Annotated in this window: 20 protein-coding genes, 1 tRNA gene and 1 pseudogene; 17 read left to right on the top strand and 5 right to left on the bottom strand. The window is 73.0% G+C overall.

Annotated features, from left to right (window positions below):
- Positions 1-12 precede the first annotated feature (12 nt).
- The 4 genes from ACZ5NJ_RS31470 (at position 13) to ACZ5NJ_RS31455 (ending at position 7,060) form a co-directional block, all read left to right on the top strand.
- Positions 13-4,047 (top strand): type I polyketide synthase, encoded by a 4,035-nt coding sequence (locus ACZ5NJ_RS31470; RefSeq protein ID WP_468769280.1) that lies wholly within the window; start codon positions 13-15, stop codon positions 4,045-4,047.
- 97 nt (positions 4,048-4,144) lie between these two features.
- Complete coding sequence (locus tag ACZ5NJ_RS31465; protein WP_468769279.1) at positions 4,145-5,746, top strand: long-chain-fatty-acid--CoA ligase; 1,602 nt, start codon at positions 4,145-4,147, stop codon at positions 5,744-5,746.
- A gap of 5 nt (positions 5,747-5,751) precedes the next feature.
- Positions 5,752-6,558 carry a thioesterase II family protein gene (locus tag ACZ5NJ_RS31460; RefSeq protein WP_468769277.1) on the top strand — a complete coding sequence of 269 codons (807 nt, stop codon included), beginning with the start codon at positions 5,752-5,754 and terminating at the stop codon, positions 6,556-6,558.
- Positions 6,559-6,598: 40 nt separating this feature from the next.
- Positions 6,599-7,060, top strand: a complete 462-nt coding sequence (locus ACZ5NJ_RS31455) for a nuclear transport factor 2 family protein (RefSeq protein ID WP_468769276.1) — start codon at positions 6,599-6,601, stop codon at positions 7,058-7,060.
- A gap of 76 nt (positions 7,061-7,136) precedes the next feature.
- Here ACZ5NJ_RS31455 and ACZ5NJ_RS31450 read toward each other — a convergent pair whose 3' ends face one another.
- Positions 7,137-7,736 (bottom strand): TetR/AcrR family transcriptional regulator, encoded by a 600-nt coding sequence (locus ACZ5NJ_RS31450; RefSeq protein ID WP_468769274.1) that lies wholly within the window; start codon positions 7,734-7,736, stop codon positions 7,137-7,139.
- Between the two features lie 215 nt (positions 7,737-7,951).
- On the opposite strand from ACZ5NJ_RS31450, the gene ACZ5NJ_RS31445 reads away from it, so the two are divergent.
- From ACZ5NJ_RS31445 to ACZ5NJ_RS31435, 3 genes and pseudogenes are all read left to right on the top strand, one after another.
- Positions 7,952-9,334 (top strand): MFS transporter, encoded by a 1,383-nt coding sequence (locus ACZ5NJ_RS31445; RefSeq protein WP_468769272.1) that lies wholly within the window; start codon positions 7,952-7,954, stop codon positions 9,332-9,334.
- A 298-nt stretch (positions 9,335-9,632) separates the two neighbouring features.
- The gene (locus tag ACZ5NJ_RS31440) at positions 9,633-10,454 is read left to right on the top strand and encodes an AfsR/SARP family transcriptional regulator (protein ID WP_468769270.1); all 822 of its coding nucleotides are present in this window, start codon (positions 9,633-9,635) and stop codon (positions 10,452-10,454) included.
- 15 nt (positions 10,455-10,469) lie between these two features.
- Positions 10,470-10,619, top strand: a pseudogene (locus ACZ5NJ_RS31435) (sirohydrochlorin chelatase); the annotation flags it as partial.
- A 38-nt stretch (positions 10,620-10,657) separates the two neighbouring features.
- Here the strand turns inward: ACZ5NJ_RS31435 and ACZ5NJ_RS31430 are convergent.
- Positions 10,658-11,359 (bottom strand): phosphoadenylyl-sulfate reductase, encoded by a 702-nt coding sequence (locus ACZ5NJ_RS31430; protein WP_468769269.1) that lies wholly within the window; start codon positions 11,357-11,359, stop codon positions 10,658-10,660.
- A 303-nt stretch (positions 11,360-11,662) separates the two neighbouring features.
- Here ACZ5NJ_RS31430 and ACZ5NJ_RS31425 point away from each other — a divergent pair, with 303 nt between their 5' ends.
- The 3 genes from ACZ5NJ_RS31425 (at position 11,663) to ACZ5NJ_RS31415 (ending at position 15,364) form a co-directional block, all read left to right on the top strand.
- Positions 11,663-13,408: a hypothetical protein gene (locus tag ACZ5NJ_RS31425; protein ID WP_468769267.1), complete on the top strand. Its 1,746-nt coding sequence runs from the start codon at positions 11,663-11,665 to the stop codon at positions 13,406-13,408.
- Positions 13,405-14,595 carry a hypothetical protein gene (locus tag ACZ5NJ_RS31420; RefSeq protein ID WP_468769266.1) on the top strand — a complete coding sequence of 397 codons (1,191 nt, stop codon included), beginning with the start codon at positions 13,405-13,407 and terminating at the stop codon, positions 14,593-14,595. Before ACZ5NJ_RS31425 ends, ACZ5NJ_RS31420 begins: the two co-directional genes overlap by 4 nt.
- A 136-nt stretch (positions 14,596-14,731) precedes the next feature.
- Positions 14,732-15,364, top strand: a complete 633-nt coding sequence (locus ACZ5NJ_RS31415) for a glyoxalase (protein WP_468769264.1) — start codon at positions 14,732-14,734, stop codon at positions 15,362-15,364.
- Between the two features lie 30 nt (positions 15,365-15,394).
- Here ACZ5NJ_RS31415 and ACZ5NJ_RS31410 read toward each other — a convergent pair whose 3' ends face one another.
- Positions 15,395-15,652: a hypothetical protein gene (locus ACZ5NJ_RS31410; RefSeq protein WP_468769329.1), complete on the bottom strand. Its 258-nt coding sequence runs from the start codon at positions 15,650-15,652 to the stop codon at positions 15,395-15,397.
- A 239-nt stretch (positions 15,653-15,891) separates the two neighbouring features.
- Here ACZ5NJ_RS31410 and ACZ5NJ_RS31405 point away from each other — a divergent pair, with 239 nt between their 5' ends.
- The 3 genes from ACZ5NJ_RS31405 to ACZ5NJ_RS31395 are packed head-to-tail and all read left to right on the top strand — an operon-like array spanning position 15,892 to position 17,190.
- Positions 15,892-16,137, top strand: a complete 246-nt coding sequence (locus ACZ5NJ_RS31405; RefSeq protein ID WP_468769263.1) for a helix-turn-helix domain-containing protein — start codon at positions 15,892-15,894, stop codon at positions 16,135-16,137.
- 19 nt (positions 16,138-16,156) lie between these two features.
- Positions 16,157-16,888, top strand: a complete 732-nt coding sequence (locus tag ACZ5NJ_RS31400) for a Twin-arginine translocation pathway signal (RefSeq protein ID WP_468769262.1) — start codon at positions 16,157-16,159, stop codon at positions 16,886-16,888.
- Between the two features lie 2 nt (positions 16,889-16,890).
- Positions 16,891-17,190 (top strand): 4a-hydroxytetrahydrobiopterin dehydratase, encoded by a 300-nt coding sequence (locus ACZ5NJ_RS31395; protein WP_468769261.1) that lies wholly within the window; start codon positions 16,891-16,893, stop codon positions 17,188-17,190.
- A 75-nt stretch (positions 17,191-17,265) separates the two neighbouring features.
- On the opposite strand, the gene ACZ5NJ_RS31390 is transcribed toward ACZ5NJ_RS31395, so the two are convergent.
- A complete protein-coding gene (locus ACZ5NJ_RS31390; RefSeq protein WP_468769260.1) occupies positions 17,266-18,546 on the bottom strand; it encodes a pyridoxal phosphate-dependent decarboxylase family protein in 1,281 nt (426 codons plus the stop codon).
- A 304-nt stretch (positions 18,547-18,850) separates the two neighbouring features.
- On the opposite strand from ACZ5NJ_RS31390, the gene ACZ5NJ_RS31385 reads away from it, so the two are divergent.
- A complete protein-coding gene (locus tag ACZ5NJ_RS31385; protein WP_468769259.1) occupies positions 18,851-19,207 on the top strand; it encodes a nuclear transport factor 2 family protein in 357 nt (118 codons plus the stop codon).
- A 66-nt stretch (positions 19,208-19,273) separates the two neighbouring features.
- Here ACZ5NJ_RS31385 and ACZ5NJ_RS31380 read toward each other — a convergent pair whose 3' ends face one another.
- Positions 19,274-19,657, bottom strand: coding sequence for a cupin domain-containing protein (locus ACZ5NJ_RS31380; protein ID WP_468769257.1), 384 nt, complete (start codon positions 19,655-19,657; stop codon positions 19,274-19,276).
- Between the two features lie 184 nt (positions 19,658-19,841).
- Between ACZ5NJ_RS31380 and ACZ5NJ_RS31375 the strand changes: the two genes are divergently transcribed.
- From ACZ5NJ_RS31375 to ACZ5NJ_RS31365, 3 genes are all read left to right on the top strand, one after another.
- Positions 19,842-19,926, top strand: a tRNA-Lys gene (locus tag ACZ5NJ_RS31375).
- A 264-nt stretch (positions 19,927-20,190) separates the two neighbouring features.
- Positions 20,191-21,282: an iron-containing redox enzyme family protein gene (locus ACZ5NJ_RS31370; RefSeq protein ID WP_468769255.1), complete on the top strand. Its 1,092-nt coding sequence runs from the start codon at positions 20,191-20,193 to the stop codon at positions 21,280-21,282.
- Positions 21,283-21,285: 3 nt separating this feature from the next.
- Positions 21,286-21,942 carry a hypothetical protein gene (locus ACZ5NJ_RS31365; RefSeq protein ID WP_468769253.1) on the top strand — a complete coding sequence of 219 codons (657 nt, stop codon included), beginning with the start codon at positions 21,286-21,288 and terminating at the stop codon, positions 21,940-21,942.
- Positions 21,943-22,067 lie beyond the last annotated feature (125 nt).

The raw sequence follows: 22,067 nt of genomic DNA, 5'->3' as shown, positions 1-22,067 counted from the left end.
GGGACGGCGGCCATGCCGGGACAGCCGGAATTGCAGGAAAGGCTCGACGCCGCGGAGGAGACCGTCCGCCGGCAGGAGGAGGAACTCGGGCGGCTCCTTTCGGAAAAGCACGAGCCGATCGCCGTGGTCGGTATCGGAATGCGTCTGCCCGGGGGGAACCATTCGATCCCGGATCTCGACGCGTTCCTCCGCGAGGGGCGTTCCGGAATCGGTCCGCTGCCGCGCGACCGCTGGGTTCCGGAGGTTGCCGAAGGCGACATCACCGCCGTCGCGGGCGGTTTTCTCGACCGTATCGACGAGTTCGACGCGCAGTTCTTCAACATTCCGCCCAAGGACGCGCCCTTCATCGATCCCGCGCAGCGGCTGCTGATGGAGACCGTGTGGCAGGCCCTGGAGGACGCCGGCATCGACCCGGCGGGTCTGCGGCACGGTGACGGCGGCGTCTACGTGGGGGCCTCGCCGCTGGACTTCGCGCTGGAGCTGGAGGGGCTGTCCGACGAGCAGCTCGACGGGAGCCTGACGACCGGACTCGGCGCGTACTCCCTGTCGGGGCGGCTGTCGTACTTCCTGGGCTGGCGCGGCCCGAGCCTGACGACGGACACCGCGTGCGCGGCGTCGCTGACGGCCCTGCACCTGGCGGTGGAGGGGCTGCGGCGCCGGGAGTGCGGGATCGCGTTGTGCGCCGGGGTGAACACCCTGCACAACCCGCGCTCGTACGTGATCCTCTCGCACGCCCAGATGCTGGCCCCGGACGGGCACTGCAAGACCTTCGACGAGAGCGCCGACGGCTACGCGCGCGCCGAGGGCTGCGGGGCGCTGGTCCTCAAGCGGCTGTCGGACGCGCTGGCGGACGGGGACCGGGTCCTGGCGCTGGTGCGCGGGACCGCGATCGGCCAGGACGGGGAGAGCGCGGGCCTGAGCGCGCCCAACGGCACGGCGCAGGAGGCCGTGATGCGGGCGGCGCTGGCGAACGCGCGGCTGGAGCCGGGCGACATCCAGTACGTGGAGGCGCACGGAACGGGCACCCCGCTGGGCGATCCGATCGAGATGGGCTCGGTCAACGGGGTGTTCGGCGCCGCGCACGACCATGAGGACCCGCTGGTCATCGGCTCGCTGAAGGCCAACCTCGGGCACATGGAGCCGGCGGCCGGGCTGGGCGCGGTGATCAAGGTGATCACACAGATGCGTGCGGGCACCTTCTTCCCGCACGTGTGGCGGAACCTGTCGGGGCGGATCCCGTGGGACACGTACCCGATCACGGTGGCGACCGAGGAGCGGCCGTGGAAGGCGCCGGTGCGCCGGGCCACGGTCAACGGCTTCGGGGTCGCCGGGGCCATCGCGGTGGCGGTGCTGGAGGAGCCGCCGGCGTCCGAGCCGCCCGCGTCCGAGCCGCCCGCGTCCGAGTCGGCCGAGGAGGGCCCCGCGCGGGAGGACGTACGCGAGGACGTACGGGCGGAGGGCGGGCAGGTCTTCACGCTGTCCGCCAAGTCGCGCCCCGCCCTGCGGCTCCAGGCCGAGCGGTACGCGCGCTTCCTCGCCGAGCACCCGGACACCTCCCTCGCCGACCTGTGCCGCACCCGGGCCACGGGCCGCTCGCACTTCCGCTACCGGGCGGCGGCCGCCGTCGCGGGGACCGGGGAGCTGGCCGGGCACCTGGAGCGGTGGAGCGCGCCGCCGCGCGGGGACGGCAAGCCCGACGCGTTCCGCAAGACGGCGTTCCTGTTCACCGGCTCCGGTTCGCAGTACGTCGGCATGGGCCGCGCCCTGTACGGGCGCTTCCCCGTCTTCACCGCCTGCGTCGACGAGTGCGACGCGCTCTTCGCCCCGCTGCTGGGGCGGTCCGTGGCGGCGGTGATGTTCGGGGACGCGCCGGACGCCGAGGAGACCCTGGCCCGTACGTCGTTCACCCATGCGGCGCTGTTCACGCTGGAGTACGCCCTCGCGAAGCTGTGGCTGTCGTGGGGGGTGCGGCCGAGCGTGCTGATCGGGCACAGCGTCGGCGAGATCGTCGCGGCGACGGTGGCGGGGCTGTTCGCCCTCCCCGACGGGGTCGCCTTCCTCGCCGCCCGCTCCCGGCTGATCGAGTCGGTGTCGGAGCCGGGCGGCATGGCGGCGGTGTCGGCGCCGGCGGACGAGGTCCGCGAGCGGCTGGCGCGGTGGCCCCGGCTGGCGGTCGCGGCGGTCAACGCGCCCCAGCAGGTGGTGGTCTCGGGGGCGGCGGACGCCCTGGCCGAGGCGGTGGAGGCGCTGCGCGAGCCGGGCTGGACGGTGACCGAGCTGCACGTGACGGCGGCGTTCCATTCGCCGCTGATGGCCGAGGTGTCGGAGCCGCTGGCCGAGGTGCTGCGCGGGATCGCGTTCCGGGAGCCGCAGCTGCCCCTCGTGTCGAACCTGACCGGCCGGATCGCCGACCCGCGGGAGCTGGCGACGCCCGAGTACTGGGTGCGGCACGTCAACGAGACGGTGGAGTTCGCGGCCGGGGTGCGCACCATCGCCGAGCGCGGCCGGCACGTGTTCCTGGAGGTCGGCCCGTCCTCGGCGCTGACCTCGCTGGCGCGGCGCGGCGTACCGCAGGAGCAGCACCGCTGGCTGAGCAGCCTGCGCTCGAAGGACACCACCGGCGCGGCCCTGGACGCGGCGCTGGCGGGGGCGTACACGGCGGGGCTGAACATCGCGTGGGGCGAGGTGTACGCGGGCCGGCCCGGCCGGCGGATCGCGCTGCCGGGCTACGCCTTCGACCGGCGCGACTACCGGCTGCCGTCCCGGCCCGCCGGGCGGGGCGGGGCGGCCGGCGACGGGCACCCGCTGCTGGGCCGGGAGAGCGGACGGGACGGCGCGACGCGGGAGTTCACGGCGCGGATCAGCGCCCGGCAGCCGGCGTACCTGGCCGACCACACCATCGGCGGCCAGGTGTTCCTGCCCGCGGCGGCCTACCTGGAGCTGCTGCTGGCGGTGCAGGACGAGGTCCACGGCGACACCGGCCGGGCGGTGGAGGACGTCCGCTTCCACGAGGCGCTGTTCCTGTCGGACCGACCGGCGCTGCTGCTGACCCGGGTCCGGCCGGGGGCGGACGGACGGCTGGAGGTGGAGGTCCGCAGCCGGGGCGGTGACGAGCCGGAGGGCGCCGAGCGGCTGCACGCGACGGCCCGTATCGCGGCCGAGCCCGACTACGCGGGCAGCGGGCTGGGCGGCCCGGCCCGGACCCTGCTGGCGCTGACGGGCGCCCTCGACGGCGACGAGCCGTCACGGGTGATGGACGGCGGGGAGGTGAAGGCGGCCTACGCGGAGGCCGGTCTGGAGTACGGGCCGCAGTTCCTGCGGGCCCGCTCGGTGACGGCGTACGGCCCGGACTTCGCGGTGACCGAGCTGTCGGGCGGGGACGTCTCCCGGGCCGAGCTGCTGCCGCCGCCGCTGCTGGACGGGTCGACGCACGGCCTGGCGGCGCTCACCGACGACGGCCGCCGGTACGTGGCCACCAGCGTGGGCCGGCTGCGCGCCTTCAAGAAGCCGCGCGGGGAGGTGCTGCGCTCGGCGGCCCGGGTGACGCGCGCCGAGGACCCGGAGCAGGCGGACCCGGCGTTCACCCTGGACGTGCTGCTGCTGGAGGAGGACGGCCGGCCGGTGATGGAGCTGTCCGGGATGGGCTTCACCCGCCTCCCGGACCGCCCCGTGGAGGCGGCGGCGGCGGAGCGGACCGCACAGGCGGCGGCCGCGGCGGCGCCGGTGGACGTGGAGGCGCTGGCGGCGGCCGGGCCCGAGGAGCGGCAGACGGCGCTGGTCTCCCTGATCCGCGCCACCGTCGCGGCGCTGCTCGCGATCGACGACCCGGAGTACATCGACACCCGGGCGAGCTTCCTGGAGCTCGGCGTGGACTCCCTGACGGCGATCGTGCTGAAGAACCAGCTCCAGACGCGGCTGCGGATCCCGCTGCTGTCGTCGGTGGTGTTCGACCACCCGTCGGTGGAGGAGCTGGCCGAGCTGCTGTCCGTACGGGTGGCGGCCGGTCCGGCCCAGGCTCCGGCTCCCGCTCCGGCGGCCGCGGCCTGAGGACGCCCCTCCCCCGAAACCGGGGCCACGGCGGACGCCTCGGCCGCCGTGGCCCCTTTCAACCGTCCGAGCGACGACCGACAAGGGAAACAGACCCATGGACAACCGTACGGAGGACCGGACCCTCGCCGCCCGCGCGGCGCTGCACGCCCGGACCCGGCCCGACCAGCCCGCGGTGGTGTGCGAGGACCGCGCGCTCACCTACGGGGAGCTGCACCGGGAGAGCAACCGCACCGCGCACGCGCTGCTGGCCGCGGGGCTCGCGGCCGGGTCGCGGGTGGGCTATCTGGGCCGGGAGTCCGAGCGCTACTACGACCTGGCGCTGGGCTGCGCGAAGAGCGGCGCGGTGCTGGTGCCGGTGAACTCCCGGCTGACGGTCGGCGAGGTCGAGCACGTCCTGCGCGACTCGGAGGCCGAACTGCTCTTCGTCGAGCGTGAGTTCAGACCTCTGGTGGACAAGCTGCGGCCGGCGCTGCCGGGGCTGCGCGAGGTGGTGGAGATGGACTCGGACCGCCATGTGGCGGGCGGGTTCCTCGACTGGAAGGCGGGAGCGCCGGACACCGAGCCGCCCACGGCCGGCGCGGCCGGCTTCGACGACCCGGTCGCGCAGCTGTACACGAGCGGGACGACCGGGCTGCCGAAGGGGGTGGTGCTGGCGCAGCGGACCTTCTTCACCTTCATCGCCGACACCCGGGCGGCCGGGGTGGACTGGATCGACTGGCGGCCCGAGGACCGGGCGCTGAGCTGCTTCCCGGGTCTGCACACGGCCGGCTTCGGCTGGTTCATGCACGCGTTCAACGCCGGCGCGACGACGGTGGTGATGCGCCAGTTCGTCGCGGACGAGGCGACCCGGCTGATCGAGCGGCACCGGATCACCACCCTGTGGGCGGCGCCCGCGATGCTGCGGATGATGCTGGCCGAGCGGGGCACGACCCGCGCGACCTTCCGCTCCCTGCGCAAGGTGGTCTACAGCGGCTCGCCCATCGACCGCGAGCTCCTGCTGACCTGCATCGACGTGCTGGGCTGTGAGCTGGCGCAGGGCTACTCCTCGGCGGAGGCGGGCAGTTTCCTGACCGTTCTGGCGCCGGAGGACCACACGCCGGACAGCCGGGTGCTGGGTTCGGCGGGCCGGGCCGTGCCGGGGGTCACGCTGCGGATCCTGGACGGGGAGGGCCGGCCGCTGCCGGCGGGCGAGGTCGGCCGGGTGGTGGTGCACAGCCCGGCGCGGTTCCTCGGGTACTGGCGGCTGCCGGAGGTCACCGCGCAGGCGCTGTCCGGGGAGTCCGGGGAGTGGCTGTCGATGGGCGACATGGGCCGGTTGGACGAGAACGGCTACCTGTTCCTCGCCGACCGGGTCAACGACACCGTCATCGTCGCGGGTCAGAACATCTATCCCACGGAGGTCGAGAATGCCCTGCGGGCCCATCCGGCGGTCGCGGAGGTCTCCGTGTACGGGGTTCCGCACCCGGAGTGGGGCGAGGCCGTACGCGCCGCGGTGGTGCTGCGCCCGGAGGCGGCCGGGACCGCACCGCGGGAGTTCCTGCGGTTCCTGAACGGCCGGATCGCCGGGTTCAAGATCCCCACGGGGTACGACCTCGTCGCCGAACTCCCCCGCAACCCCACCGGGAAGGTGCTGCGCCGGGTGCTGCGGGAGCGGTTCGAGGCGGCCGCGGGCCCGGCCCCCGCGCCCGCGGGGTAGCCGCCGTGGACGGAGTGCGCGCCGTGGACACCGGGGAGGCACCCGTGCGCACGGGCCCGCTGCCCGAGGTCCAGGGCGCCCAGCGCTGGCTGCACCCGGCCGAGGCCGATCCGGACGCGGAGGTGCGGCTGTTCCTGCTGCACCACAGCGGGGGCGGCGCCCCGATGTACCGGGAGTGGCCGGGGCAACTGCCCGGGTCGGTGGCCTGCCAGGCGGTGCAGCTGCCGGGTCGTCAGGAGCGGCGGCGCGAGGCCCCGTACACCCGGCTCGGCGCGCTGGCGCAGGCCCTCGCCCGGGTGGTGTCGGACGAGCTGGACGAGCGCCCGTACGCGGTGTTCGGGCACTCGATGGGGGCGCTGCTCGGCTACCGGCTGACGGTGGAGCTGGAGCGGCGGGGCCTGCCGGCTCCGGCGCTGCTCGCCGTGTCGGGGTGGGCGCCGCTGGGGTTCACCGCTCCGCCGGACCTGGTCGCGTGCCCGCTGGAGGCGCTGCGCCTGCTGGGCGGGCTGCCGCCGGAGGTCGAGGAGGATCCGGAGCTGCTGGCGGCGGCGGTCCGCGCGATGGGCGCGGACGGGGCGGTGTGCGCGGACTTCTCGGACGACGGGGCGGCCGTGGGCTGTCCCGTCGTCGCCTACTCCGGGCGCGGGGACCCGCTCCTCGCGCCCGAGGCCATGCGGTCGTGGGCCGGGCGGACGCCGGAGTTCCTGGGGTGCCGGACCTTCCCCGGGGACCACTTCTACCTGCGGACCCACGCCCGCGCCATCACGGCCGACCTGGCCCAGCTGCTGCCGCGGTACGCCGCGGTCGGCTGAGCGGGCGGCGTCCCTGGAAAGAACCCGGAGGTACCCCTTCATGCTGCCCCGACCCAACGAACTCCTCGCGCGCTACGTCGCGTTGTGGAACGAGAAGGACCCGCGGCGCAGGCGCGACATGGTGCACGCGATGTACGCGCCGGACTGCGTCTACGTCTTCTACCGCAAGGACCCGATCCGGGGGCACGCGGCCCTGCTGGACCAGCTGGCCTACACGCACGAGGTGTACGGCCCGATGGGGTACGAGTTCCGGTCCTCGCACAACGCGACCGGCCACCACGACGTCGTCCGGTTCAACTGGGTGATGGTCACGGCGGCCACGGGCGAGATGGAGATGTCCGGCCAGGACATCGTCGTGCTCGCCGAGGACGGTCGAATTCAAGCCGACTACCAGTTCCACGACCGGATGCCCCAGTCGTTCGTCTACAACGACGGGTACGAGGAGCACGGCGTGGCGGTGCGGCACGCCCAGCCCACACGCACCGGTGTCACCGGTCCCTGAGCGGGGCCGGCGCCGGGCGCACGACGGCCCCGCGGCACGCAGGTGCCGCGGGGCCGTCCGCGCGGGGGGCCGCCGGTCAGATCGTGGCGGCCGTCAGGGCGTTGGGGCAGTGCTGGCGCAGGACGAGTTCGGTGGTGGCCAGGGCCATGCGGGCGGGGCCGGCGGCGCCGAGCACCTCGCCGTTGGCCAGGGTGCCGCCGACGATCAGCATCAGGGTGTCGGCCAGGGCGTCGGGGTCCTCGGCGCCGGCCTGGGCGCCCTTGTCGCGCCACCAGTTGCGCAGGCCCTTGAGGTGCAGTTTCGCCTCTTCGCGGCCCGGGTGGGCGGGGTCGCGGAACTCGCTGGAGGTGTTGTAGTAGATGCAGCCGTGGAAGTCCGGGTCCCGGACGCTGTCCTGGAAGAACTCCATCAGCGCGAGGATCTGGCGGGCCGGGTCGCCGCTGTGGGGGGCGGTGACCTGCTCGGCCTGCTCCCACCACTGCGCGTCGCTGTCGCGCAGCCAGGCGGCGATGAGTTCGTCCTTGCTGGCGAACTCGCGGTAGAGCAGGCTCTTGCCGACGCCGGTCGCGTCGATCACCTGCTGCATGCCGACCGCACGGACCCCCTGCTCACCGAAGAGTTTGGCCGAGGCTTCCAGGATCCGCCGCCTCGTACCTGGTGCCGGTGTGCGCGCCATGTCTCAACTCCTTCGCCTCTCCCCCGCGGATCCCAGCATACGTTTGACACAGGGGTTTGGGAGCGCTAGAAATGGACCGATCAGTCCAGGACTGATCGGTCCGTCATTTTTCGCATAGCCCGTCACAGCCCGCTCCCGCTCACTGCTTCCGACGACACTCCGATCGGAGTCCGATCATGACCGAGGCATCCCCTACCTCTCCTCCCATCGCACGGGTGGCGGCACCTCCCGCCCCCGCGGTCAAGAGCCTGCCGCTGCTGCTCCTGGTCGTGTGCGCGGTGCAGTTCCTCGACGCGATGGACATCGCGAGCATGGGACCCGCCCTCCCCCTGGTCCAGGCGGACCTGGGCATGACCACCTCCGCCCTCCAGTGGGTCGTCTCGGCGTACGCGCTGGGCTTCGGCGGGTTCCTGCTGCTGGGCGGCCGGCTGGCCGACCTCTACAACCGCAAGAAGCTGCTGATCGGCTGGCTGGCCGTGTTCGTCGTCGCCAGCGTGCTCGGCGGCATCGCCGACGACGGCGTGCTCCTGGTCGTGGCCCGTCTGCTCAAGGGCGTCAGCGCCGGCATCACCGCGCCCGCCGCCATGGCGATCCTGCTCGACGCCTTCCGTGACGAGCAGTCGCGCAACCGCGCACTGGGCACCTTCCTCGCCGTGGCCTCCGCCGGTTACTCGCTCGGCCTCATCCTCGGCGGCCTGATGGCCGGCGTCTCCTGGCGGCTCGTCCTCTTCGCCCCGGCCGTGGCCGGTCTGCTGGTCGCGCTGCTCGCCGCCTCCGTGGTCCCCTCGCAGCAGGAGAAGGGCAAGAGCGGCAGCCTCGACATCCTCGGCGCCGTCACGGTGACGGCCGGCGCGGTGGCCCTCGTGTACGGACTCAGCCGGGCCGCCAGTGACGGCTGGAGCGACGCGCAGACCATCGGCTCACTGGTCGCCGCCGCCGTCCTCTTCCCCCTGTTCGCGCTGGTCGAGAGCCGCCACCCGGCCCCGCTGGTCCCGCTCGCCGTCTTCCGCAAGGGCCAGCTGACCCGCGCGCTGGTCGCCATGCTCTTCTTCGGCGCCTACGTCTCCTTCCAGTTCGTCCTGACCCTCTACTACCAGGAGCAGCTGCACTGGTCGCCGCTGGAGGCCGGCCTCGCCTTCCTCCTCGGCGGCGTGCTGACCGCGGGCACCGCCCGCTACGGCGCCGCGCTGGTCACCAAGTACGGCGCCTGGCCGGTCGCGACCGGCGGCCTGGTCCTGCTGAGCATCGGCTACCTCGGCTGGGTCCTGCTGATGGGTCAGGTCGACCCGCTGATCACCCTGTTCGCCCAGCAGCTGCTCGGCGGCCTCGGCTTCGCCGCGGTCTACCCGGCGCTGAACATCGCCGCCGTCGGCACCGCCTCGCCGGACGAGCAGGGCCTGGTCTCGGGCCTGTTCAACGCCGGCGCGCAGATCGGCAACGGTGTGGTCATCGCCCTCACCGCGACCGTCTTCTCGCTCAGCACCGGCGGGATCGCCCCCTACCGGGCCGGCCTGTGGACCGTCACCGCCATCACCCTGGCCGTGACCCTCGTGGCCCTGGCGGGCGCCGCCCGCTACCGGCAGAAGGCCTCCGCCTGACCCGTCCGACCCCGAGGGGGTGCCGCCGCGGCGGCACCCCCTCCCCCGATCGGCCGTGCAGCACGTCCGGCGCACCCATTGGATCCCCCGCATCCGGCGCCGGCGTGCTGCACGGCCTTTTTCGCATGTCCGGAAGGGGTCGCGGGGGGCTTCATTGACACGCTCCGGCCCGACCAAGTACGGTCGGGACCGATCGGTCCATTAAAGTTCCAGAGCATGTCGAGTGGGGTTCTGGCACCGAAATCGACCGTCCGACGCCAGTGCACACGACACCGTTCTCTTTCCATCTCGCGGGGAGATGTTTGTGTTGCTGTTCTCAGTCCTAGGCTCCATAGAAATCGTCAAACAGCGGGTCGCCGTACGGCTCGGCGGCGCCATGCAGCAGACGCTCCTGGCGGCCCTGCTCGCGTCCGGCGGATCGCTCGTCACGGTGGACTCCCTCATCCTCGAACTCTGGGGGACCACACCCCCCAACAAGGTCGAGAACGCCCTCCAGGCGCAGATCAGCCGGGTCCGCAGGACCCTGGCCGCCGTCGAGCCGGAGCGCGAGGGCTCCCGGGTGGTGACGAGCACCTCCGGCTACATGTTCCTCTTCGACCGGTGGGAACTCGACGCCTATCTCTTCCTCGACACCGTGGACGCCATCCACGCGCGGACGGGAACCGACGGCCTGCCCGAACTCCGCCGGAACATCGCCGACCTCCGCGAGGGGCTCTCGCGCTGGCGCGGCCCGGTATTCGGCGGACTGACCGGCGGACCGATCTGCCAGACCGCCTCGACGAGATATCAGGAGGCGAGGAATTCGGCGCTCATCTTGCTCTACGACCTCGAACTGCGCACCGGCGGCCACGAGCGGATCCTCCCGGAACTGACCGAGCTCTACTCGCGCAACCCCAACCACGAACAGTTCTGCATGCTGCTGATGCGGGCCCTGTACCGCTGCGGCCGCCAGCTCGACGCGCTGACGGTCTACCGCCAGTGCCGGCACAACATGATCGAGTCCCAGGGCATCGAGCCCTCCCCCGTCCTGAGCCAGTACGAGCGGGCGATCCTCACCCACGACCCGATGCTCCTCCAGGACGAGCCCTACTGGCCGGTTCCCGCCCTCGTCGCGAGCTAGGGACGGGCCCGGGACATGGACGGGCACCCGCTGCTCGCCGCGCACGGCAGCCGTGACCCCCGGCACGCGGCGACGGTGCGCGCACTCACCCGGCGGATCCGGTCGACGAGGCCCGGACTGCGGGTGGGCACGGCCCCCCTCCTCGTCCGGCAGGCCCGCGTACCGTCAGGATGGTGCCGTCGGGTGCCGGTCCTCGCGGGTCATCAGCCGTGCGGTCCGCACCCGGTCTTGCCGCGTCCGGCCCGGCGCCCGGCCCGTACGTCCTCGCCCTCGGCGACCCGGCGGGTGCAGGGGGCGCAGCCGACCGAGGTGTAGCCGTCCAGCAGCAGCGGGTTGGTCGGCACGCCGTGCTCGGCGACGTACGCGTCCACGTCGTCCCGTGTCCAGCGGGCGATCGGGGAGACCTTGACCTTGCCCCGTTTCGCGTCCCAGCCGACGACGGGCGTGTGGGCCCGGGTCCGGGACTCGTCGCGGCGCAGGCCCGTCGCCCAGGCCTCGTAGCCGGCGAGGCCCGCTTCGAAGGGGGCGACCTTGCGCAGGGCGCAGCACAGGTCCGGGTCCCGGTCGTACAGCCTCGGCCCGTACACGGCGTCCTGTTGGGCGACCGACCGGCAGGGCAGCAGCGTGAGGAGGTTGACGTCCATCACGGCCTCGACCGCGTCGCGGGTGCCGATGGTCTCCTCGAAGTGGTAGCCGGTGTCCAGGAACACCACGTCCACCCCCGGCATGACCCGGGAGGCGAGGTGGGCGACCACCGCGTCCTCCATCGAGGAGGTCACGCAGAACCTGGCGCCGAAGGTGCCGACGGCCCAGGCGAGGATCTCCGGCGCGGAGGCGTCCTCCAGCTCCCGGCCCGCCCGCCCGGCCAGCTCTTCTCTGTCTCCGTGTGCCTGGATCGTCGTCACCCTGCGGCTCCTTCGGGAGGGGAACGCGGCGAACCGGTCAGGAATTTTCTGAGCCGAGATTAGCAATGCCGACACATAAGGCACTGACGGTCCGCTGATCGTGGGCATTTTCCGGACGAACCAGCCATCGTACCTCTCCGACCAGCCTGTTTCCATTATTTCAGGGGTTTTGCGGAGTGCGGTCAGAGTGCGGTAAGCGCCCTGTCAGCGGACCGCCAGCGACCTTGTGCGACAGTGACCGGAATAGCGCCGTAAATTCCCCCCACATTCTGTCCGATATCCCCGGAGAGGGCACGCGGAGAAATGAGCCTGCAAGGACCGCGACGAGGAAGGCTCCTGCGCCGCCTCGCACTCTGTCTGTCGGCGGTGGGACTCACCGCCTCCATGCTCACCGCGGCGGATCCCGCCGTCGCGGGCACGCCGGAGACCTGGACCTCCACCTTCCGGGGCTCGGACGGCGTCACCTACTCGGCGACCAACCACCTGGTGGCCCCCGCGGGCGGCCCGGGCCGGCAGTGGATGCTCGTCTGGGCCGGCCCGGCCGAGCAGCCCGCCCCGGACTTCCTCACCGTCATCGACGCGACCCCGGACTCCCCCACGTACGGCAAGGTCGCCAACACCGTCACCGTCGGCCCGAACAACGGCAACGAGCCGCACCACATGCAGTACGCGTGGCACAAGGGCGACCGGATCTACGCCGGCGGCATCATGGGCGACACCACCTTCGTCTTCGACGCGAAGGCCCTGCCCGCGCTCACCATCGCCGGGGTCAACACCGCCGCCGACACCCCCTGCGGCACCCTCCCCGACGCCTACCAGGTGCTGAGCGACGGCACCGCGTACGGCACGTACATGGGCGGCCCGAACGTCACCGGCCCCTGCACGTACACCAACGGCCAGGTGCGGGTCGGCAACGGCGCCGCGGGCTCCCCCGGCGAGATCGTCCGCATCGGCCGGGACGGCAGGACCCTCGCCGAGATCCCGGCCGCCACCGAGGCGGGCGAGGACCCGGCCCAGTGCGGCAACGTCCCGGCGCTGCCGGCCGCGACCTGCGCCAACCCGCACGGCATCGCGGTGCGCGAGGACCTGAACGTCATGGTGGCGAGCGACTTCGCCGAGGCCCGCAACTTCATGACGCCGGACTCGGCGCTGAAGGAGAACCTGGCCCGCCAGACCGTCCGCGTCTTCGACATCACCCGGCGCGACGACCCCGTGCTGAAGTCGGTGTCCAAGGTCGCCGACGGGCCGCGCGGGGCGCAGGAGCCGCGGGCCTTCTTCCGCGAGTCCCGGGTGGTCATGGAGACCGCGCTGACCAACCGGCCCGGCCACAAGGGGGCGTTCGTCTCCTCCATGGCGGGCGGAGCCGTCTTCTACACCCCGGACGTCACCGCGCCCGCCCCCCAGTGGAAGGAGGTCTTCGACGACACGACCGCCTACCGGACCTTCCAGGGCGACCGGCAGATCACCGGCGGCGGCGACAACGGCAGCTGGCTGGCCGTCAGCCCCGACGACCGGTTCCTCTTCCACACAGTGATGGGCCAGTCGGTGCCCTACGGCAAGCCCCTCGACCAGACGACGGGCATGGTCTACGTCCTGGACATCCAGAAGCTCCTCGCGGCGGGCGACGGCGCGAAGTGCTCCGTCGACGAGCTCGCCGAGGCCAGCCGCGGCGGCCGGGAACGGGACTGCCCGGAGCTGGTGAGCACCGTCCCGATCCGCGACGTCAGCTCCGGCGGCCCGCACTGGGGTGCCATGGACAACTTCAGGCGCGGCGCCGACGGCGTCTACCGGGAGACCACCGAGGTCAGCCGGATCGCGGTGGCCAACTACTTCGTCGCCGGCTCGTTCGGCGGCGGCGGCGACCACCGGGTGTGCATGTTCGACGTCGACCGGCGCGGCCGGGTGAGCCTCGACCGGTCCTTCCGCGACGAGCACACCGGCAAGCCGTGCGTCGGCTTCAACCGGGCGTCCTGGCCGCACGGCGACCACGGTGACGCGCAGCCGCACGGCGTGCTGTTCGTGGTCAGCGACGGCGTCGTCCGCCGGTGAACGCGGTCGTCCCGGCGGCGGTCGTCCTGACCGCCGCCCTGGCGCTGGGCGTGCTGCTGCTCCTGCGCACCCGGCTGCTCGCCCGCCGCACCACCGCCATGGCGTATTTCGCCGGGGCGGTGGCGTGCGCGGCCCTGGCCGGGAGCCTGGCCGCGCCGGGGCCGGGGGCCGCGGTCCGGATGGCCGGGGGGCCGGTACTGGGCTCGGTCGGGCTCGGCGGCAGGCAGGTTCCGGTGCTGGTGGTGCCGAACCGGCCCGGGTACAACCTGGTGGCCGTCGCCGCCCCCGACGCCTCCGCCGGAACCGTCCGGGACCGCCTCGCCAAGGGCGCACCCCGGCCCGGTTCGGCGCTGACCTGGGTCCCGGTCGAACTGCCGGCCGGGCCCGGGCAGGTGTGGGTCTCCGCCGGCGGGGCCGTCGCCCCGCTGGCCGTCGACACCGGCCGCGCGGGCGCCGGCCCGGCGCCGGCCGGGCTGCGGGGCTCCGACGGGCCCGAGTGCGCGAGCGCCGCCGCCGGAGCGGTGCTGGGCGGCCGCGCGAAGGCCCCGGCCGGTTGCCCGTCCGACGCCCTGACGGAGGCGGACGCGGCCGCGCTGCGCGAGACGGTCTCGTTCCTCGCCGGGCGCGGCACGCGGGCCGTCTCCCTGGTCGAGGACGACTCCCCGCGCGGCCGGGCCGCGGCCGCCGGGCTGCGTACCGCCGCGGCCCGCGCGGGGATCTCCGTATCCGCTCCCGACGCCTCCGCCCGCCGGCCGCTGGTCGTCACGTCCGGCTGGGCGGGCGCCGACGCCGCCGTCCACGACGTCGAGGCCGGCCGCACCGCCGCCGAGGGCACGTACCTCGCGCCCTGGCTGCTGACCGCGCCGCTGCTCTCGCCGAGCGCCGGCCAGCTCATCCCGCTGCGCTACGCCCCGAACGGCCCGGCCGCCGTCGAGTACGCCGCCGCGCTGGGCGAGCGGCTGCCCGGCGAGGTGCCCAGCGCCGCCGGGTACGACGCCTGGCGCGCGGCCCGCGGTACGGCCGGCCCGGCGCCGGCGAAGCTCTACGCCGCGGCGGTCCTGTACGTACCGGGCAGCGGGGGCCCCGCCGCGGACGGCTCCGCCGGAGGCGGCCACCACCACTCCGGATCCGCGAACTGGCTGCCCAGCGGAATGATCGTCCCGGTAGCGGCCCTGGGCACCACCTGACGACCCGACAGCGGCGGCGGCGCGCCTCTTCCGGGACCCGGCTCGCGGCCCCGGCCGATCTGGCCGAGACCCACGGCGTAGGGATGGTCAGGATCCGAGAAGCCCCGGCGGCGGTGGCGCCCGTAGCGTGAGGTCCATGGCAACCACCACCTCCACCACGTCCCTCGCCTCCGTCACCCTCGAGGTGGCCGACGTCGAAGCCGCCCGCCGCTTCCACACCGCCTTCGGCGTGGACGCGCACGTCCGCCTGCGGGCGTCCGAGGCCCCCACCACCGGATTCCGCGGCTTCACCCTGGGCCTCACGGTGTCCGGGCCGGCCACCGTCGACGGCTTCCTCCGCGCGGCCGTCGACGCCGGCGCCACCGTCCTCAAGCCCGCCGCGAAGTCCCTGTGGGGCTACGGCGGCGTCGTCCGGGCCCCGGACGGCACGATCTGGAAGATCGCCACCTCGGCGAAGAAGGACACCGGCCCGGACACCCGCGCGATCGACGACCTCGTCCTGCTCCTCGGCGTCGAGGACGTGAAGGCGACGAAGCAGTTCTACACGGACCGGGGCCTGACGGTCGCCAAGAGCTTCGGCGGCAAGTACGTGGAGTTCGCCGCCACCCCCTCCAGCCCCGTCAAACTGGCCCTCTACAAGCGCCGCGCCCTGGCCAAGGAGGTCGGCGTCCCCGCCGACGGCACGGGCTCACACCGCCTGGTCCTCGGCAGCACGACCGTTCCCTTCACCGACCCGGACGGCTTCACCTGGGAAGCGGCCGCCGCGTAGCCGCCCTCCTCCGGCGGCCCCGGTCGTACGTCACCCCGTGTCTCGCGGCGGCCGAGGACACGACCAGGCGGGTTCGACGTTGGCGACGGCGGTCGTGAACTCACGGCCGGACGGCCCGCGGATGTACGCGAGCTCCGCCCACCGCTCGACGCCGGTGTCGGAGACGTTCTCGTTGACCACGGCCATCAGCACGCCCTCCACCCCGGAAGCGATGTCCCGCACCCGCTGCCGAAGCAGCCGATGCGGCAGCGGGGCCGTGCCGGTGCCCGGGCTGCCGGGGGTGTCCACGCCCAGTACGTCGCGCGGACCGTGCCGGACACAGGACGGGGGCTCGGGACCCAGGATTCGGGCGATACCGTTCACGAGTCGACCTGCTTCCTTCAGGTTGGCCACGCCCCGGGACCGTTCGCGCGGCCCCGGGGGTCTTGCGGGCGGCTGCCCTCCGTCAAGGAAAGCGTGCCGACCAGCACCCTGGAGGGGCCTGCCAACGGGCCGTTCAGGGGGCGCACGGCTGGACACAGCAACAGGTGGCCGACGAGTACTGCCGGATCTCCGGCACCGTCACGAAGGACGCACGCGAGGTCGGACGCTGGGAGCGCGACAAGCGCCTCCCGACCCCGGAGACGCGCCGTCACCTCGCGATGCTCTTCAACGTGCCGCCGCCGGCACTCGACCGGGCCGCCGCCGTGACCCGGCAAACCTTCGTCGGCACTGAGACAGCTGCTGCGCTGACCACCGCGATGCCCGTCCCCCGGCATTCGATCCGGCACTGAAGAGCCCACACGACAACGTATGGCCCGGGTCGGAGTGCACTACGCGGCCTTCGCCGCGTGGCTCTACCTGGACGCCGGTGACCCGGGCGCGGCATTGCGCTGCCACGACATCGCGCAGGAGATGGCTCACCGGTCCCGGGACCGGGAAGCGGTCGCCTGCGCCCTCGTAGACCGGGCCATGGCACGTACCGATCAAGGAAGGGGAACCGCCGTGGTGGACCTCTGCGAGGGCGCGCTCATGGACGCTTCACGCCTTTCGCCGGAGGTCCGGGTCTTCGCGCTGCAACAGCAGGCGCACGGTGTCTCACTCCTCGGCGACCGGCGCCGGGTGGACGAGCTTCTCGACCGGGCCGGGCGGCTGCTCGACGCGGTCGACGTCGAGGCGTGGGGTACGGCTTGTCTGCGGACCCCGCACTACGTCGAGGTACAGCGAGCCACCTGCTACGGGCGGCTCGGCCTGGCGGAGGAGGCCGACCGGATGTGGCGGCAGATCATCCCCACGGCTCCACCCACGTCACGTCGGGACGTCGGCGTGTGGACGGGCCGGCAGGCGGTTGCCGCCGCCTCACTGCGGCAGCCGGAACGGGCCGTGGAGCTCGCACGCCACGCAGCCGGGATCGTGGTGGAGACGGGGTCGGAACGGGCCCGGCGCGAGCTGGCCGCCGTGAATGCGGCCATGGCGCCATGGCAAGCTGAGCCGATCGGCCAGGCCTTGGCAGAGGCGCTGGCACCCATCGGCAAGGGGGTTTGACCGTGGCCGAGGCTCTGTCGGCGGAGCAGATCGAGCAGCTCATCGGAGGCCTGAACGGCTGGTCCACGGACGGCCGGAAGATCACGCGTTCCTACTCCGTCCCGCACATCCAGGGCGCGGCGTTCATCGTGCACATCGCGGCCATCCAGAACGACCTCGGTCACCACTCGGAAGCGACGCTCGGCTACAAGACCGTGCACGTCTCGATCAGTTCGAGCGACCTCGGCGGGTACGTGGCCGAGCACGACATCGAGCTGGCACGGCGCATCGAAGCCGCGGCACCGGCGCACGGGGCGATCTGACCCGTCCATCGAGACCGCCTCCGGCCGGGCCCGTGGGGTCGGGGCCGGCCGGAGGGGTGGGGGGTGGTCGGGGGGTCAGGGGGTCGTTTCCGCCGCCAGGGATTCCAGGATGACGTCCGCGCTGCGGTTCACGTCCTCGCGGGTCGTGCGCCAGTTCACCACCGAGACGCGCATGGCCGCGCGGCCCTCCCACAGGGTGCCGCCGAACCAGCAGACGCCGCTGCGCTGGATGCGGGCGATGACGCGGCGGGTCGTCTCGTCGTCGTCGCCGAAGCGGACCAGGAGCTGGTTGAGGACGACGTCGTTGAGGAGTTCGACTCCGGGGACGCCCGAGAGGCGTTCGGCGAAGTGGCGGACGTGGTCGCAGCACCGTTCCACCAGTTCCGCCACGCCCTCGCGGCCCAGCGTGCGCAGGGCCGCCCAGACGGGGAGGCTGCGGGCGCGGCGGGAGAAGTCGGGGACCCATTCGATGGCGTCGCGTTCGCCGTCGGTGCCCGGCGGGAGGTAGCCGGCGCGTTCGTTGAGCATGGCCGCGCGGTGGGCCTCGGGGTGGGCGATGACGACGATGCCGCAATCGTAGGGGACGTTGAGCCACTTGTGGGCGTCCAGGGCCCAGGAGTCGGCCCGTTCCACGCCGTCGACGAGCGGGCGGAGCTTCGGGCTGGCCGCGGCCCACAGGCCGAAGGCGCCGTCGACGTGGACCCAGGCGCCGTGGCGGTGGGCGATGTCGCAGATCTCCCCGACGGGGTCGATGGCGCCGGAGTTGACGTCGCCGATCTGGGCGCAGACGATGACCGGCCCGCTGAGCTCGGAGAGGGTGGCCTCCAGTTCGGCGGGGATCATGCGGCCCTTGTCGTCCACCGGGACGTTGCGGATGCGGGCGGTGCCGAAGCCGAGGTAGCGGGCGGCGAGGTCGATGGTCATGTGGTGCTGGGCGCCCGCGACGATGGCCACGTCGGGCGCGCCGCCCAGCCCGTCGCGTTCGACGTCCCAGCCGGCCTCCGCGAGGAGCTTGTGGCGGGCGGCCGCGAGGGAGGTCAGGTGGGCCATGGTGCAGCCGGTGGGGAAGCCGACCGAGGCGTGCGCGGGCAGGCCCAGCAGTTCCAGGACCCACTGGGCGGCGACGTCCTCGGCCACGGCGACGGCCGGGGAGAGGTTGTAGAGGCTGGCGGTCTGGTCGTAGGCGGCGACGAGCCAGTCGGTGGCGATGGCGACGGGCAGGGTACCGCCGGTGACGTAGCCGAAGTAGCGGGGGCCGTTGGCCGTGGGGATGCCGCCCTCGGCCACCGCGCGGCCGATGACCTCGATGGTCTCGGCCGGGTCGGCCGGGCCGGCGGGCAGCGGGCCACCGAACATTTTCAGCAATTGTTCGGAGCCGGCAGTGGCACCGACCGGCCGATCGGCGAGACCCGCCAGATATTCGGTGGCCTGCTGATAGGCCAATGCGAGAGGTGCACCGTCTGCTGTGGTCATAGTACGAAGCTAGGCGGCTGGTACTGACGTGCGACTGACTCAAATGGCCGGAAGTTCCAAAGGCTTGGACAGGACGCCGTTGGACTGTATTACTTTCTCCTGTGGCCCCGGCCGGTCCTGTCCGTCCCGCCCGGTCCGGCCGACGTTCCACCACCCCGTGCAGAGTCATGAGACGTGAGGAGTCCCGATGTCCGACGAGCAGACGCGCAAGGTTATCGAACAGTTCAACCAGGCATTCCAGCTGCACGACCCCGGCCTGCTGAAGGACATCCTCGCCGAGAACTGCCTGCTGGAGAACTCCGGGCCCGCCCCGGACGGCACGAAGCACGTCGGTTATGACGAATGTCTGCAGTTCTGGAGCGCTATCGCCGGCAACGAGCACATGACGTTCGAGGTGGAGGACGTCTGGGTGGCCGGAGAGCGTTCCGTCTGCCGCTGGACGCTGCGCTGGGGCGGCGGCCCGAAGGACTTCGTGCGCGGGGTGAACGTGCACCGTCTGGAGGGCGGCAAGCTCGCCGAGAGCTTCGGATACGTCAAGGGCTGACCGGAAGAAGAACGGGAAGGGCCCGGGCCTTGAAGGCCCGGGCCCTTCCCGTGTGGTGACGCGGCGTCAGTCGGCGAGCTGGGACACGATCATCACGCAGTCCTCCAGGGCCTTCGTCGCGTGGCCCTTGCCCACCGTGTCCTCGACCAGCTGCGTGTTGCCCGGCACGAAGGTGCGCCAGGTGCCGTCGCTGACGCCGCACTCCATCCGGCCGCTGACCAGCGTCATGATCTGGCGGCGCGGCGCGGGGTGGAAGTCGCCGAACCAGCCGGCCGGGATGTACAGGTACACGGCCTGCTTGGCCGGTATGCCCTCGGAGACGAAGAGCGACGGCGCGGGCGGCGCGAAATTGAGGGCCGTCACCTCCAGCGTCTCATCGATGAAATGCGATTCGCCGTTCTCGTCGTTGTAGAGGCGGGAAACGGCGATTTTGGCGGTCTCGGCGGTCACGGGAACTCCCTGTGTACGTCGTGAAGAAGTCGGGATCGGTACGGGACCGATCGCCCTTCACTATCCCAGCGGGCGCTGATGGGCCCCTGACCGAACCCGTCCGCCGGCACCATTCCCGTCTCAGATATCCATCAGCCCGGTGTCAGCCGCCGCGTGCCAAGCTGAGGGCACGAGAAAGGCCGATGGAGAGGTACCCAAAGCGGCCGAATGGGGTCCGGCTCTTCGCCGGACGGGCTCTGCCCACGCAGGTTCGAATCCTGCCCTCTCCGCAGGTGCTCATCCCAGGCACGCGCATCCCGATCCGAGACCAGGGATGCGCGTGTCTTTGGCATGCGGCGCCCGGACCGCCCGACAGGGCCTCCGCCCCGGCGCCCGTCCCGTCCTCCCGGACCCGCGGAGCGAACGAATCCAGCCCTTCCGGGCCTCGCGGCCCTTCGTCCGGGGGCGCCGTCGACGGATCCGCCCCTTCCCTTCCCTTCCCCAGCCCGGCGCGACCCCGACAGGCGTCGCCCTCCCGAGCGACCCCGACAGACATGGAGACGCAGTTGCCCAGCAGCGACCACCACACCGTTCCCGTGCTCCGCAGGACGGACGCCGCGGCGCTCGTGGACGAGATCTCGTCCTGGCTGACCGTCGACGCCGACGAGATCGACGCCAAGTTCCTGGGCGAGCGCGCCCGTATCGTCGAGGCCGTCACCGACCTGAACGCCGCGGCCGTGGCCGGCCCCGGCCGTGAGGACGCCCACTACCACCAGCAGCTCCTGCTCTCGCGCATCTACCAGACCGTGATGCAGATCCCCGACCGGCCGAGCGCCGAGGGTTCGGTGCTGCTCCACGAGGTGACCCGGCTGCTGGAGAACGCCACCCTGGCCGCCGAGGACGCCCACCTGGAGCCCGGGCTGCTGGAGTCCGCGCCCACCGAGCCCAAGGCGTTCCTGTCGTGGCTCAAGGGCCTGGTGCGCAAGCACCGCGCGTTCAAGCACCCCTACTACACCGAGTTCATCAACCGCGAGGCGCGGGAGGAGGACCTGCGCACGTACGTCATCCAGGAGTCCCTGATCGACGGCCGTTTCGACGACTTCCTCGCGATGATGCAGATCGGCACGGCCGGCGCCAGCAAGATGGAGATCGCCGCCAACTACTGGGACGAGATGGGCAACGGCGACCCCCAGGCCGTCCACACCCACCTCTTCAACAAGATCTACGAGGTCTTCGACGTCCGCAGCGAGGACCTCGAAGCCGCCATGACCACCACCGACCTGCACTCCGGCAACCTCGCGGTGCTGCTGTGCCGCTACCGGCACCTGTACCCGGAGGCGGTCGGCTTCCTCGGCATGACCGAGTGGCTGGCCCCCGACCGGTTCCGCAACGTCGTCCGCGCCTGGGAGCGGCTGGGCCTGCCCGAGGTCGGCATCACGTACCACCGGCTGCACATCACCATCGACTCCCAGCACGCCGCCGGCTGGTTCCACAACGTGGTCATCCCGAGCGCCGACACCGCCTACATGCGCCGGGGCATCGCCCGCGGCGCGCTGTGGCGGGCCAACTCCTCCGCCCGCCACCTCGACGAGCGCCTGGACCTGGCCCGGCTCTCCGCCGAGCGCACGCCCGTCGCCGCGGGCTGAGCCGTGTCCCTGCGGGAGCACGGCTTCGCGCTGATCGGGCTGGACCCCGTGCCGGGGGTGGTCGCGGCGGGCTTCGCCGGCCCTCCGCAGCCGCCGCTGCGGCTGCTGATGTCGTGGACGGCGGACGACGACTGGCTGTTCCGGCCCGTTCCCCCGTTCGGCGCCCCGGAGGCGGGCACCGACCCGCGGCTCGCGGCCGGGCTCTCCGCCCTGCTGCGGCCGGCCCTGTGCGGGTCCTGGCTGGACGTGCACGCGGACCGGCTGATCGAGCTGCACCGGGTGCGGACCGTGGCGCCGGCCGGGCGGACCGTCCCGGTGCGGCTGCCCGGACCGGTGCCGGACGCCTGCGAGTTCGCCCTCGTGGCGGTGGTCGGGCGGACCGGGGACGGGGCGGGCCGGTCCCGGCTGTACGGCACCGGCCCGCGCGTGCCCCTGCTGGAGGCGGACCCGGGGCCGGGCCGGGGGCTGCTGTTCGACCGGCGCGTGGTCGCGTACGACGGCCACGAGCTGGCGGCCGGTCCCGCCGGGCCGGCCGTGCAGGACCTGCTGGTCGCCCACGTCTTCCGCCCGGTCGGCCCCCAGCCGGCGCTCCGCCGCCGCCCGATGCTGGTCCGCGGCCCGGCGGGAACCCTGATCAGCACCCGCCCGGCGCTGCGCTGACGGCGCCCGAGGGGGTGGTGGGGGGGGGGGCCGGGAGCCCCCCCCCCCCCCCCCCCCCCCCCTCCCCCCCCCCCCCCCCCCCGAAAAGAACCAACAAAAGCACCAGCGAGGAAATCCCCGCGTAC

Source organism: Streptomyces sp. NPDC032091 (assembly GCF_055580265.1).
The sequence above is the reverse complement of the archived record's forward strand: the minus strand, read 5'-3'. Positions and strand labels throughout refer to the sequence as shown.